Origin of the sequence: Agrobacterium sp. SORGH_AS_0440, assembly GCF_031453135.1 — a bacterium.
Taxonomy (GTDB): Bacteria; Pseudomonadota; Alphaproteobacteria; order Rhizobiales; family Rhizobiaceae; genus Agrobacterium; species Agrobacterium pusense.
This window is the reverse complement of sequence record NZ_JAVIYR010000001.1, coordinates 69,331-82,216: the sequence shown is the minus strand read 5'-3', so window position 1 is coordinate 82,216 and position 12,886 is coordinate 69,331. Positions and strand designations below refer to the sequence as shown.

The following is a 12,886-nucleotide window of genomic DNA, read 5'->3' as shown; positions in this document are numbered from 1 at the left end:
TCCATGAAAGCCACTGAATATTTTGAGCAATTCTGCAGTCGTTATAGGCCTTACAAGGGCGGCAGCTGGTGTTATGAGGATGGATGCATCTACCGCGGCCTGCAGCAGCTGTCCGAGGCCACCGGAGAGGCGCGCTGGAGCGACCATCTGCACCGGCTCGCCGATGTGCAGATAGCGACCGACGGCGCGCTCGCCGGTTACGATCCGCAGGAATATAATATCGACCATATTCTTGCCGGCCGTATCCTCTTTCCCCTTTCGGAAGAAACGGGCGACCCACGTTATCTCGCTGCCGCGGACCATCTGGCGGGGCAGCTACGCAGCCATCCCCGCATCGCCTGCGGCAATTACTGGCACAAGAAACGCTATCCGCATCAGGTTTGGCTGGACGGTCTCTATATGGGTCTTCCGTTCCAGATTGAATATGCGCAGGCAACGGGGCGGGGCGAACTGATCGACGACGCGCTGAGGCAGTTTTCAACGGCACTTGCCCTGACGGCCGATACCGGCGGGCTCTATGTTCATGGCTACGATGAAAGCCGCACCCAGCGCTGGGCCGATCCGCGAACCGGCAAATCGCCGGCCGTCTGGGCCCGTGCGGTCGGCTGGCTGGCCATGGCGCTGGTGGATGCGCTCACGATGCTGCCGGATGATGGCCGGACAAACGAATTGCGACAGAGCACACGGCGCCTCCTGGCTGAGATCGTCGCACGCCAGACAGGCACCGGTCTGTGGATGCAGGTTCTCGATAATCCAGATCTGGCGGGCAATTACGAGGAGACATCCGCCTCCGCCATGTTCTCCTATGCGCTGCTGCGTGCGGTCCGTCTTGGGCTGTTGCAGGGAGAGGCGGCGGGCGCGGCTTTGTCCGCAGGTCGTCGCGCGCTTTCGGCTCTGCTGGAGACCCGGCTTCTGGCGGGCGAAGACGGTGTCACTCGTCTTGCCGGCATCGTACACGTCGCCGGACTTGGTGGTTTCGAGGGCAATTATCGCGACGGCTCGCCGGAATATTATCTGACCGAGCCAGTGGTTAGCGATGACGCCAAGGGAGTGGGTCCCCTGATGATGGCCTTTGCCGAAAACCTCCTGCTGGTCTGATGTGCCACCACCTCGATGAGCAGGATAGTTAGAGCGGGACACCCCGAAATTTGGCCCGGTTGCGGCGCTATCAGCGGATCAGGCCCGCCTCTGGCGCTGCACCATCAAGCCGTGCTTTTTTCGATGAAGCGGATGGCGTCGCCGACGGTCAGGATCGTATTTGCGGCGGAATCAGGAATCTCCACCCCGAATTCCTCTTCGATCTCCATGACCACCTGAACTATTTCCAGAGAGTCTGCACCGAGATCGTCGGCGAAACTGGCATCGTCCACGACGGCGGCAGGGTCTGCGCCAAGCTGGTCCACGATGATTTTTCTGATACGTTCGGCAATTGTGGGCATGAGAAGGCTCCGCGAGAGTGGTTGTCGCCGAACCTGCCCCATGGACATTGCCGGAACTTGTTCTTGCAAAATCACACATTTGCAGGAACAACACGGCTGTGTCACGGGGTCGAAACATCGATGACATCCGGACGTAGCACGCCTTTCTCCGCTGCGAAAGGGTGCCGGCCTCGACCCCATGTCCGGAAAAATTCGCGGCGACTGCAAGATTAAACGGTTTGTGACTGGAAGCGGAGAACCGGGACGCGGTAAAGCTGGTTTCCATTGAACAATTGCCGCTATCTCATTGAGCATCAACGCCATGGCCCCATCATCCCCGGAACGCTTCATCTTGCTTGACGGCATAAGGGGCGTGGCTGCGCTCTTTATCGTCCATCGCCATGCCGAGCAGTTTTTCGGCAGGGATCCGGCCTCGAGCTATCTTGCCGTTGATCTGTTTTTTGCTCTCAGCGGCTTCGTGCTCGCTCACGCCTATGGCGTCAGATTGCGTGACGGGGCTATCACGCCCGGCTTTTTCATGAAGGCGCGCTTCGCCCGGCTTTATCCGCTTTATGTGCTGGCACTGGCGTTGATGGTGGCCTATTTCATCTGCCTTTATGTGCTGGGTCTGCCGACGCCGATCGACGATCTGCATCGTCTCATCGATCCCGGTGAACTGGCCTTTGCGCTGGTGACGGGGCTTCTCTTTCTGCCGGCGCCTTTCACGTTGACCCTCAATGGCGCGCTGTTTCTCGTCAGCCCGGCGTGGTCGCTTTTCAACGAACTGGTGGTGAACGTGGTCTATGCCCGCTGGGGCGTGCGGGCGACGGTGAAGCAGATCGCAGCCGTCATCGTTGCCAGCGCCATCGTGCTGGTGATGGCCGCCGCCGCGTCTGGAAAGCTGCATCTCGGTTTCCGTTGGCATGAAATGTATGCCGGCATGGGCCGGGTATTCTTTTCGTTTTTCGCCGGTGTACTCGTTTACCGGTTCCGCAACCGTGTGCCGGAGCTGAGGCCCGTCCAGGCCGCGCTCTGTCTGGTGCTCGTCTGTGTCATCCTTGCCGTGCCCGTATCACGCGAAGTCCGGCCCTACTTCGACCTCGCAATCGTCCTGCTCCTCTGGCCGCTGCTGCTGTTCGTGGCCAGCCGAACGGTGCCGGGCCCCATGGTGAGTGCACTTTCGGGGTTTCTTGGTACGGCGTCTTACGCCGTCTATGTCCTGCATATTCCGCTTCTGGCATGGACGGAGTTTTTGATCCCGTCCATCACGCAGCAGAATATCGCCCTGCCAGCCGGCGTCCTGTTTCTCATCGGCACGACGTGGATTTCATGGTGGCTGACGGTCCGTTACGATCAGCCCGTTCAGAAATGGGTGAAAGTCCGCCTGCGGAAACGCGCAGAAACCCGCCAGCCCGTCTAGTCGAAACAAGCGGGCCTGAAATTCAGTAGTGGGCAAAGATAGGCGCGGTCAGCACAAAGGCGGCCACAAGGCTGATGATCGTCAGTTTCGCCGCTCGCATGCGGCGCATTCTGCGGCCGCTCCAGTCATACGTCATACTCTCTCTCCACGCAGACGCAAACCCGCCGGTATGGAACCCGCTGACGTCGAGGCCTGTCCCGGCCTTCAGCGCGCATGTTCCATCCGTCACCTTCGTGCCGCCTGATCCGCGCACGGAGGTATCCATTTCAGTGTTGCCTGATATACATCATTTGCCAAGCCGTTATTTTCATCGGTGATTTTGAAGGCCTGGTTCCCGTCGTCATGGATGGAAGAGCGCCGTTATCGGTAAAGAGGCGGCAGCCCCTGAATCGCGTAACGTGGCAACGGTTTCCATGATTTACTGCGATCATGTTTATGAACGCCAAAAAGAAAGCGCATTTCCTTCGAAAGCTCGGCAGGGTCGGTCAGCCCGCCCTGAAACAGCTGGATCACCTTTCGGGCGGCATTGTTGTAAAGCATGACCTCCTCGCCCATGGTGTGCCGGTCATAACCGAGGTCTGCCAGCACCGACTGGAGCATCTTGAGGTCCTGTGACGAAATGATGCAATTTTCATATGCGGAAGACATCACGTCCTCCTTTCTGTGGGGTTCACCAAAACTGTGGTGTCTCGCGTCGCTGCGGACGTCATGCGACGCCTCTTCCGTGCATCCGAGCGACAGGCCGTGCCATTAAAGCGTCGCGCCTTGGACATTCATGTCGTGTGGGTCCGTATCGTTCCTGCGGGTCAACGACATGAGCAGGACGAGGGCTTCAGCGGCCGTCGTAAAGCGGCGGTAACGCCCTTTTCAGTGATTGGGAGGGTGCGCCCATTAGGCGGAATAGGCAAGTTAATTCCGTCGCAGTCGGCGGCAGTCGTGCATATTTATCTTCGGCTGCTCGCGGCAACAAAAAAGGCCGGGGCAATATTGCACCGACCTTCCTCATATCGCTCTCAACACCAGTGCCAGTACATCCGTGGTCAAAAGTCTGAAGCGACTAAAACAACTGCGAACGACGATTTCATTCGCGCTCACCAGCAGTTGCTATGAGAGATATATAGAAGAGCAATATGGCCAAAACAAGTCCGGTCTCCCAGACGAGAATTTATCGTCGTGACCTGCGCGCCGATACCGTGCCCTACTTCTTCTTGCCATCCGCTGTCGTGGCGTTTGCAAACTTCACCTGCGAACCGGCTGGCGCCGCGGCGGGTGTTTTCGTCTTGTCCTTCTTCGGCTTGCGGATTTCCTTGTTACTGCGCAACTGACCCTTTGCCATGGTGTCGTCCTCCTGCGTTGACCGGGCGATGTAAAAGCGCCCGCTATCTGTTACCGGATCGTTTCTTTGCGGGCACCGGATCGGCGGCGACAACCGCCGCTTCCTGTGCCTCGCGAAGCTGGCGAAGGCGTTCCGTCTTGCGGGCGCGCTGGTCGGCTTCGGCGTTGATGATCTGCTTTGCCGCGCTGTCGGTCAATGATGCTTTGTCCTGAGCGGACAGTTTACCGGGCTTGAAAAAAACTTCTTTCGTGGCGGCCATGGCAGTCTCCTTCGCGGAAGTGCGGTGTAGGGCGTTTACCGGGTACGGGCGGCCTTTTTGGGCGCTGGCAGCAGCCCTTCGCGCTGCATCTTCTTTTTCTCCAGCTTGCGGTGGCGGCGTACGGCTTCGGCTTCTTCGCGAACACGCTTTTCCGACGGCTTTTCATAGGATTCGCGGGCGCGCATCTCGCGGAAAATGCCTTCACGCTGCATTCTCTTTTTCAGGACGCGAAGGGCCTGTTCAACATTGTTGTCTCTGACGAGTACCTGCAAGACTATCTCCCTTTAAGCGGCCAATGCCGCTACTTTCTGATTTTGATTGTGTTCAGGTTGATCCAGCTCGATCCGGTTTCGCGTGGCGAGAGGCTTTCGCCTTTGCCTAGCCGCGAGGCCGTCGACATCGATGCATCTATCTCATCGAGTGCGACGCTGCGCTCAAAATTCTCGTGCTGGAAACGCACCCTGTAACGAACCGTTCCCTGGGCTTCGGGCATGACTGACACAATCCGGCCGGGACCATCGGGCTGTGCATTGCCAAGGACGCCGGACTTCAAAAAGACGGTGTCACCGCAATGATAGGAATTTTTACGCATGAGGACCTCCATGGCCCAAAAACAAAAGGCCGGGCTTTAACCCGACCTCTCACAGTCATCGGCAAGCGCAGCCAGTACATCCGTGGTCTGCGGTGCCAAAATGACGAATATCAAGCTGCCTGAAGGTTGTCGGCAGAGCTCTTTCCGGACCGACGGTCCTGGACGATCTCGTAGCTGATCTTCTGGCCGTCGTTCAGAGAGCGCATGCCAGCGCGCTCGACAGCGGAAATGTGGACGAAAACGTCCGTGCCGCCATTGTCAGGCTGAATGAAGCCGAAGCCCTTGGTGGCGTTAAACCACTTTACAGTACCAGTGTTCATAACGATTTCCTTTCGTAGAATCGTTGTGGTTCCCGCGATACCTTGCGGGATAAGATCGATTATTTGAGAGGAAATCCGACGGGGAACAGTCTGTTCCAGAACGACGTCACAAGCAATGGTCGATAAGGCAAATATAAGCTCAATTTTCGATTTTGCAATGACCACCGTGAAGAAACAGGTATTTCGCGACGGTTCGGGGGCTAAGTGACTGTTAATGCGCCGAAATATAATAAATGTATGATATTTCGGCGCAAATGGTCATCAGCCAGCGCCCGGCGTGACGTCCTTGCTGTCGCCATCCGGCAGGCTTCCTGCGCCTGGCGTCTTTTCATGGTCGGTCAGGAAAGGTTTGGCGTGCGGGCCTGCAGGAGGAATGTCGCTGGCCTTCGAAGCCCTGTTGTCGTCGTTTTTCGTCTTTTGCTCTTGCGTCATGGCGTTCTCCTTTTGACAGGGAAACGCCGACGGCAGGACGAGGTTCCGTAACCGTGCAAGGGCGCGGGCGGGCGTGATCGGTCAGCGGCGGGAGCGCGGCTTCTTCTCTTCCCGATTCATGTCGCGCCCCACCCATTTGAAGAATACGACGAGGCTGACGCCGATGATGATGAGCGGAACGATGGATTGCAAACTGGACATGACTCACTCTTTCTTCCCCCGGCAATCAATTTACCGGTATGGAAGGAGTGCGTAATCTGCGGAATATCGCCCGTTCTTTTTGGTGGTTGCCCGTGGCGGATGGCGCCACGGGCTGAGGCAGCTAGAGGGGCAGGGATTTCACCGGCTGGGCGCCGCCTTCCAGCGCACTTTTCAGTGCCGCCACGCCTGTCAGAACCGACATGGCGCCAGCGCGCGAACCAGCCCGCTGCCGCAGCCGGTCGTTGGAGCCGGGCTTGAAGATCATGTCGCGCATGCGGTTGTCGCCGCCATAATGGCCGCCCGGCTCATGCGGCACCCAGATGTGCTCAACACCGCCGCCGAAGCTCTTCACCAGCAGGATTTCATCTGCCGGCGGCTCCGTCCAGGGCTGCTTTTCATATTGGCGCATCTCGATGCGACCCTTGTGGCCGTTGAAGGCGATGTGGTGACCCTCTATCGGCATGTAGGTGTTGAGTGAATAGGAAACCTGCACGCCGCTGGCATAACGGATCGAAGCGCTCATGGTATCGGGAATGTCGATGTCCTCCCGGAAGACGCAGGCATCACGCATGTATCCGTCAATGCTCGACGGGTCCTCGTAGAGGGCATCGAGGAAAGGATCGGCGCCGAGGTCCATGAAATAATCACACTCATTCTTGTGCGGACAGGTGCGACAGCGCGTTCCGCGGAACGGGCCGTTCTTGCCATAATGCAGCAATTGCCCGAAGCCCTTCACCTCCACCGGATCGGAATCGAGATACCAGTTCAGGAGGTCGAAATGGTGCGTGGCCTTGTGCACGAACAGGCTGCCGGAGTGTTCTGTGAAGGCGTGCCACCGGCGGAAATAATCCGCGCCGTGCTGGTTATCGAGATACCAGTGGAAATCCACCGAGGTAACGGTGCCGATGGCGCCTTCGTCGATCAGTTCCTTGATGCGGGCTGCGGTGGGAGAGAAGCGATAATTGAAGGAGACATCGACCCGGCGGCCGCTTCTGGCCTCGGCTGCGCGAATCCGGTCAATCTTTTCGGGGGTGGTGGTCATCGGCTTTTCGCTGATGACGTCTGCCCCGCCTTCCAGCGCGCGGATGATGATGTCGTCATGCGTATCGTCGGGCGTGCAGACGATCACCAGCTCCGGGCGCTGCTCTTCCATCATCCGGTCGAAATCGTCGTAAAGCGGTGCGCTCGATCCCATCATGGCGCGCGCGCGCTCGGCGCGCATCAGGTTCAGGTCGCAAATGCCGACGAGTTCGACATAGTCGCTCCAGCCGGCCAGCAATTCGCGGCCCCACATGGTGGTGCCACGATTGCCGGTGCCGACCAGCGCATAGCGTTTGCGTTTCACCCTTTCAGGCATTGTCTCTCTCCCGGATCTATCAACAAACAGTCTTGAAACGCTCGACCACGGTGGCGAGGACCTCGTCCACCGGGCGCGCCTGCCAGCGATGCGAAAAGATTTCCACTTCCTGCGGGCCGTGGAAGCCCGCAGCCTCGATCATGGCGCGAAATGCCTTGAGGTCAATCACACCATCTCCCATCATGCCGCGATCGTTGAGCGGGTCAGTGGTCGGCACCAGCCAGTCGCAGATGTGATGGGCGAGAATTTGGCCATTCCTGCCGGCCCGCGCCACCTGCTCCTCCAGCTCCGGGTCCCACCAGACATGATAGACATCGATGGCCACGCCGGTGCCGGCACCCAGCCGGTCACAGAGGTCGAGCGATTGTTTCAGCGTGTTGATGCAGGCGCGGTCCGCGGCATAGAAAGGATGCAGCGGTTCAATGGCGAGCGGCACGCCGGCAGCCCGCGCATAAGGAAGAAGTTCCGCCATGCCGTCCTCCACCATCTGCCGCGCACCTTTCAGATCGCGCGAACCGGCGGGCAGGCCGCCCACGACAAGCACAAGGCAGTCGGCCTTCATGGCGGCGGCCTCATCGACGGCGCGTTTATTGTCCTCGATGGCGAGACGTCGGCCTTCAGCGTCAGGAGCCGGGAAAAAACCGCCGCGGCAATGACCGGACAGGCGCAGGCCGTTCCGCTCAACGATGCGGGCGGCTTCCGCAAGGCCGATACCGTTCACCTGCTCGCGCCACGGTGAGATGGTGGTGATGCCATGGGCGAGGCAGGCATCCACGATGGCACCGAAATTTGCGCCTTGCCGCACGGTCGCGAAATTGATGGAAAGGCCTTCAAGGCTCATGTTCTATCCTCCCTCGTTCTGCTTTAGCTGATACCCCGGACGGCGAGAAATGCCTTCATCCGGTGCGTCGCCAGGTCAGGTTCAGCCAGCACGTTGGCCTTGTCCGCCAGCCGGAAAAGCTCGGCGAAATGCTGCGTGGAACGGGTGCTTTCCTGGCCGCCGACCATGGTGAAATGATCCTGCAATCCGTTGAGATAGGCGAGGAACACCACGCCGGTCTTGTAGAAGCGGGTGGGCGCCTTGAAGATGTGGCGTGAAAGCGCCACCGTCGGCTCCAGAATATCGAAAAATTCATTGTCAGCACCGTGCTTCAGGCTGGCCAGTGCCTTGGACGCAGCGGGAGCGATGGCGTCGAAAATGCCGAGGAGGGCATCCGAATGACCCTGTTCGTCACCGGCGATCAATTCGGCATAGTTGAAATCGTCGCCGGTATACATGCGCACGCCAGCGGGCAGGCGGCGGCGCATGGCAATTTCCTTTTCCTTGGAGAGAAGTGAAATCTTGATGCCGTCGATCTTGTCGGCATTCTCCTCGATCATGGCAAGGCAGGTGTCCATGGCGGTCATATGGTCGCCCGAACCCCAGTAGCCCTCGAGCGCCGGGTCGAACATTTCGCCCAGCCAGTGGATCACCACTTTCTGTTCGGCGCGGGAAAGCACCCTGGCGTAGGTCTTGAGGTAATCATCGGGCGAACGGGCGGCGGCGGCGAGCGCGCGGCTGGCCATCAGGATAACTCGCCCGCCTTCTCCCTGAACAAAATCAAGCTGTTCGAGGTAAGAGTGGATAATTTGATTCAGATCGTAACCGCTTCCGTTCAGATGATCGGTGCCCACCCCGCAGGCAATCAGCGCATCCTTGCGGCTGGCGGCTTCCTTGAGCGACCGGGAGATCAGCTCCTGGGCCTGCGGCCATGCCAGCCCCATGCCGCGCTGCGCCGTGTCCATCGCTTCTGCGACCCCGAGGCCGAGGTCCCAAAGGCGATGACGGAACCGCAAGGTCGCGTCCCAATCGATCGCGGGGGTCAGCCACGGGTCGTTGTCGGCAAGCGGATCGGCCACCACGTGGGCGGCCGCGAAAGCGACGCGGTTGAAATCGGCGGCACTTCGTTTTTCAACCGCGACCGGCGTGCCGGATAATCTGTAGACCTCGATGCTGCGGTCGTCCTTCGGAAGCTTGAGTTCACTCACGTCAGCCTCCTCAGGAAAGGGCGGGAACGTCGAGCCAGCGGCGTTCCTTCCATGATTTCAGCCCCAGTTCGGCAAGCTGCACGCCCTTCACGCCTTCCATCAGGCCATAGGGCCACGGATCATTGTCGACGAGGTGGCGGATGAACATTTCCCACTGTGCCTTGAAGCCGTTGTCATAAATGACGTTGTCCGGCACCTCCTGCCAGGTCTTGTAAACATCGATGGTCTGCGGCTGGTCGGGGTTCCATACCGGCTTCGGCGTGTTGGTGCGGTGCTGGGTGAAGCACTTCGTCAGGCCAGCGACGGCCGAGCCGTGGGTGCCGTCCACCTGGAAGGTGACGAGATCGTCACGGCGCACCCGTACCGCCCATGAAGAGTTGATGTGGGCGATAACTCCGCCCTCCAGTTCGAAGGTGGCGTAGGCGGCGTCGTCCGCATCCGCCTTATAGGCTTTGCCCTGTTCATCGAAACGCTCCGGAATGTGCGTCGCGCCGAGGCAGCTCACGGATTTCACCGGTCCGAATAGATTGTCGAGCACATAACGCCAGTGGCAAAGCATATCGAGAATGATGCCGCCGCCATCCTTCAAGCGGTAGTTCCATGAGGGGCGTTGCGCTGGCTGCCAGTCGCCCTCGAAGACCCAGTAACCGAACTCGCCCCGCACGGAGAGAATCTTGCCGAAGAAGCCGCTGTCGCGCAGCATGGCGAGCTTGCGAAGGCCGGGCAGGAACAGCTTGTCCTGCACCACGCCGTGCTTGATGCCCGCACTTTCGGCCAGGCGGGCAATCGCCAGCGCCTCATCCATCGTGTCCGAAATCGGTTTTTCGCAATAGACGTTCTTGCCGGCCTTGATGGCTTTTTCCAAAAGGCTGCCACGCATCTGTGTCGTGCCAGCGTCGAAGAACAGTGTGTCGTCAGGGTTGGCGAGAGCAGCATCGATATCGGTCGTCCAGCGCGCGACATTATGCTTTTTGGCGATTTCCTCGATCTTCGCGCCGTTGCGGCCGACGAGAATGGGATCGAGCATCACCCTTTCACCGTTCTTCAAAAGCACGCCGCCCTGATCGCGAATGGCGAGAACGGAGCGCACGAGATGCTGGTTGTAACCCATGCGGCCGGTGATGCCGTGCATGATGACGCCGATACGTTTCATGAATTTCCTCCCAAGGCGGCCTTTTCCCGCAAGGCCGCTTCCGTCAAACATGGTAATTTGTAACCATTTGGTTATTTGTGATCGCGAAGAACACGATCTGTCAAGGTGTTTTTTGACAGGAGAAATTGATGAGGTTTGAAGGCTCGCCCTTGCAGTTATTCGCTGCGTCGCAAAAGAAAATGACGCGCTTCGCGGATGCGAGTGGCGCGTCATCGCTGTAGTTAAACAGGAATCCGGCTTGGCTCGTTCAGACCCGCCGCACTGCAGCAAGCAACGTGTCGACGATGTGCTGGCCCCATCGCTCCAGCTCGGCAGGGTCTGTCAGGTCGCGCTGGAAGATCGTTGACAGGGTGAACCTGTTCGACAGGTAGAAGGCGCCGAGCGAAGCGATGGTCAGATAAACGTCGATCGGGTCGAGGCCGTCACGGAATTCGCCGGCGTCGCTGCCACGCCGCAGCACGTCCTCAAGCTCGGAAATGAAATTTGAGTGCATCGCCGTGATCGTCGGTGATTGCCTGAGATACCGGGCTTTATTGAGGTTTTCCGTGGCGAGGATGCTCAGGAATTCGGGGTGGTCGAGAAAGTAGTGCCAGGTGAAAAGCGCAAGTTCCCGCAAGCCCTCGGACGGGGCCTTACGGGCCAGATCAAGCCGTCTTTCAGTGTGGCGGATATGGCGGTAGGCGTCTTCCAGAACGGCGAGATAAAGCGCATCCTTGTCGCCGAAATAATGGTAGATCATCCTCTTGTTGGTCCCGGCGCGGCGGGCGACGACATCGATTCTGGCTCCCGCCAGCCCTTTGGCGGCCACCTCGCGGCGGGCGGCTTCAAGAATGGCGGCGCGGGTTCTTTCCGGGTTTCGCACCTGGGCCGTGGCCCGTTTGCGCTTTGGCGGCAGCGTTTCCTCCACGGCCGGATCGGGGCCCGGATCGGACGGCTGGTTCTTAGTCGTTTCTTCCATTTCGGCACCCGCTTGACAATGTTTGCGATCGGTGTTCCCATGTAACCAATTAGTTATAAAACGGCAAGTGTCGTTTGCGTTGATCATCAATTGGCAGTCAATAGGGAGGAGTTGCCAATGCCCGTGATGCTTCAGAGGAGAACTGTGCTTTCGGCAGGGCTTGCGGCCCTGTCGCTTGCAGCATTGGGAGGTGGTTCGGCGCAGGCGCAGGCCGCGCGCCTTCGCATGTTGTGGTGGGGGTCGCAGGAGCGTGCCGATCGCACCAACAAGGCAATAGCAGCCTACAAGCAGGTGAAGCCCGATCTCGACATTGCCGGGGAATTCGCCGGCTGGAGCGATTATTGGCCCCGCCTTGCAACGCAGGTGGCGGGCCGCAACGCGCCCGATCTGATCCAGATGGATTATCGTTACATCTTCGAATATGGCCGGCGCGGCGCGCTGGCGCCGCTGGATGATTACATCGGCAAGGGCTTGAAGATCGAGGATTTCGGCAAGATGAACATCGATTCCGGCAGGGTCGATGGAAAGCTTTACGGCATCAATCTGGGGGTCAATTCCAGCGCCGTCTTCTTTGACAGGGCGGCCTGGGAAAAATCCGGCGCGACACCGCCGGCCATCGGCCAGACCTGGGAGGAGTTTGCCGAAAATGCCGCCAAGCTCAGCAAGAACAAGCCGAAGCCCGGTTATTACGCCACAGCCGATGCGAGCGGCGTGGAGCCGAGCTTTGAAAACTGGCTGCGCCAGAACGGCAAGTCACTCTACACGCAGGATGGCGGCATCGGCTTCGATCCGACCGACGCGACCAAGTGGTTCACGCTCTGGGCGGATCTGCGCAAGAGTGGTGCCTGTGTGCCCGCCGATGTGCAGGCGCTCGACCAGCTCAATATCGAAACCAACCCTTTGACGACGGGCAAGGCGGCAACCGCATTTGCCCATTCCAACCAGTTCGTCGGGTATCAGAAGCTCAACAAGGCCAAACTTGCCATCAGCTCCTATCCGAAGAGCACGAAGGACGGCCCTTCCGGCCACTACCTTAAACCTTCCATGCTCATCAGCGTCGCCAATGGCAGTGCCGGTATCGAACAGGCCGTCGGGTTTATCAATTTCCTCGTCGCCGAGCCGGAAGGCATCGATATTCTCGGCGTGGAGCGCGGCGTTCCGGCGTCGGAATCCATGCGCAACGCGCTGACCCCGAAACTCGATGAAGTCAGCAAGAGCATGGTGGAATATATCGCCGAAATTACACCCGGCGTCGGCGATCTGCCGCCGGCGCCACCTCCGGGTGCGGGCGAATTCGCCTTTGTCCTGAAACGCACGGCGGAAGAAGTCGGCTTCGGCAAGATCACCCCGGAAGAAGGCGGTGACCGCCTCGTCAAGGAATCCGAAACCGTTATCAAACGGAAGTGATGGTT

16 protein-coding genes are annotated in these 12,886 nt (G+C 59.1%); 3 read left to right on the top strand and 13 right to left on the bottom strand.

What is annotated here, in order from left to right:
- The first annotated feature begins 3 nt into the window (after positions 1-3).
- Positions 4-1,098 carry a glycoside hydrolase family 88 protein gene (locus tag QE453_RS00415; protein ID WP_309776156.1) on the top strand — a complete coding sequence of 365 codons (1,095 nt, stop codon included), beginning with the start codon at positions 4-6 and terminating at the stop codon, positions 1,096-1,098.
- Between the two features lie 104 nt (positions 1,099-1,202).
- On the opposite strand, the gene QE453_RS00410 is transcribed toward QE453_RS00415, so the two are convergent.
- A complete protein-coding gene (locus tag QE453_RS00410) occupies positions 1,203-1,439 on the bottom strand; it encodes an acyl carrier protein (protein WP_004444965.1) in 237 nt (78 codons plus the stop codon).
- A 301-nt stretch (positions 1,440-1,740) separates the two neighbouring features.
- Here QE453_RS00410 and QE453_RS00405 point away from each other — a divergent pair, with 301 nt between their 5' ends.
- On the top strand, positions 1,741-2,838 hold the full coding sequence (locus QE453_RS00405; protein ID WP_309776155.1) for an acyltransferase: 1,098 nt from the start codon (positions 1,741-1,743) through the stop codon (positions 2,836-2,838).
- Positions 2,839-3,198: 360 nt separating this feature from the next.
- Here the strand turns inward: QE453_RS00405 and QE453_RS00400 are convergent, their stop codons facing one another.
- The 12 genes from QE453_RS00400 to QE453_RS00345 all read right to left on the bottom strand — a co-directional run bounded on the left by QE453_RS00400 (position 3,199) and on the right by QE453_RS00345 (position 11,474).
- On the bottom strand, positions 3,199-3,486 hold the full coding sequence (locus tag QE453_RS00400; RefSeq protein WP_278067556.1) for a hypothetical protein: 288 nt from the start codon (positions 3,484-3,486) through the stop codon (positions 3,199-3,201).
- 550 nt (positions 3,487-4,036) lie between these two features.
- Positions 4,037-4,174, bottom strand: coding sequence for a hypothetical protein (locus tag QE453_RS00395; RefSeq protein WP_004444959.1), 138 nt, complete (start codon positions 4,172-4,174; stop codon positions 4,037-4,039).
- A 43-nt stretch (positions 4,175-4,217) separates the two neighbouring features.
- Positions 4,218-4,433: a hypothetical protein gene (locus QE453_RS00390; RefSeq protein WP_004444958.1), complete on the bottom strand. Its 216-nt coding sequence runs from the start codon at positions 4,431-4,433 to the stop codon at positions 4,218-4,220.
- Between the two features lie 35 nt (positions 4,434-4,468).
- On the bottom strand, positions 4,469-4,705 hold the full coding sequence (gene rpsU / locus QE453_RS00385; RefSeq protein ID WP_006700627.1) for a 30S ribosomal protein S21: 237 nt from the start codon (positions 4,703-4,705) through the stop codon (positions 4,469-4,471).
- Positions 4,706-4,734: 29 nt separating this feature from the next.
- Positions 4,735-5,025: a hypothetical protein gene (locus tag QE453_RS00380; RefSeq protein WP_004444954.1), complete on the bottom strand. Its 291-nt coding sequence runs from the start codon at positions 5,023-5,025 to the stop codon at positions 4,735-4,737.
- A gap of 110 nt (positions 5,026-5,135) precedes the next feature.
- Positions 5,136-5,345 carry a cold-shock protein gene (locus QE453_RS00375; RefSeq protein ID WP_003508146.1) on the bottom strand — a complete coding sequence of 70 codons (210 nt, stop codon included), beginning with the start codon at positions 5,343-5,345 and terminating at the stop codon, positions 5,136-5,138.
- Between the two features lie 261 nt (positions 5,346-5,606).
- A complete protein-coding gene (locus tag QE453_RS00370; protein WP_309776154.1) occupies positions 5,607-5,777 on the bottom strand; it encodes a hypothetical protein in 171 nt (56 codons plus the stop codon).
- A 322-nt stretch (positions 5,778-6,099) separates the two neighbouring features.
- Positions 6,100-7,335, bottom strand: coding sequence for a Gfo/Idh/MocA family protein (locus QE453_RS00365; RefSeq protein ID WP_113382417.1), 1,236 nt, complete (start codon positions 7,333-7,335; stop codon positions 6,100-6,102).
- A gap of 19 nt (positions 7,336-7,354) precedes the next feature.
- A complete protein-coding gene (locus QE453_RS00360) occupies positions 7,355-8,176 on the bottom strand; it encodes a sugar phosphate isomerase/epimerase (protein ID WP_004444942.1) in 822 nt (273 codons plus the stop codon).
- A gap of 23 nt (positions 8,177-8,199) precedes the next feature.
- Positions 8,200-9,363, bottom strand: a complete 1,164-nt coding sequence (locus QE453_RS00355; RefSeq protein WP_113382418.1) for a dihydrodipicolinate synthase family protein — start codon at positions 9,361-9,363, stop codon at positions 8,200-8,202.
- A 10-nt stretch (positions 9,364-9,373) separates the two neighbouring features.
- Positions 9,374-10,516 (bottom strand): Gfo/Idh/MocA family oxidoreductase, encoded by a 1,143-nt coding sequence (locus QE453_RS00350; RefSeq protein WP_309776153.1) that lies wholly within the window; start codon positions 10,514-10,516, stop codon positions 9,374-9,376.
- A gap of 247 nt (positions 10,517-10,763) precedes the next feature.
- Complete coding sequence (locus QE453_RS00345) at positions 10,764-11,474, bottom strand: TetR/AcrR family transcriptional regulator (protein WP_006700541.1); 711 nt, start codon at positions 11,472-11,474, stop codon at positions 10,764-10,766.
- Positions 11,475-11,591: 117 nt separating this feature from the next.
- Between QE453_RS00345 and QE453_RS00340 the strand changes: the two genes are divergently transcribed.
- Entirely contained in the window at positions 11,592-12,881 is a 1,290-nt protein-coding gene (locus QE453_RS00340) for an ABC transporter substrate-binding protein (protein WP_004444937.1), read from the top strand.
- Positions 12,882-12,886: the final 5 nt, after the last annotated feature.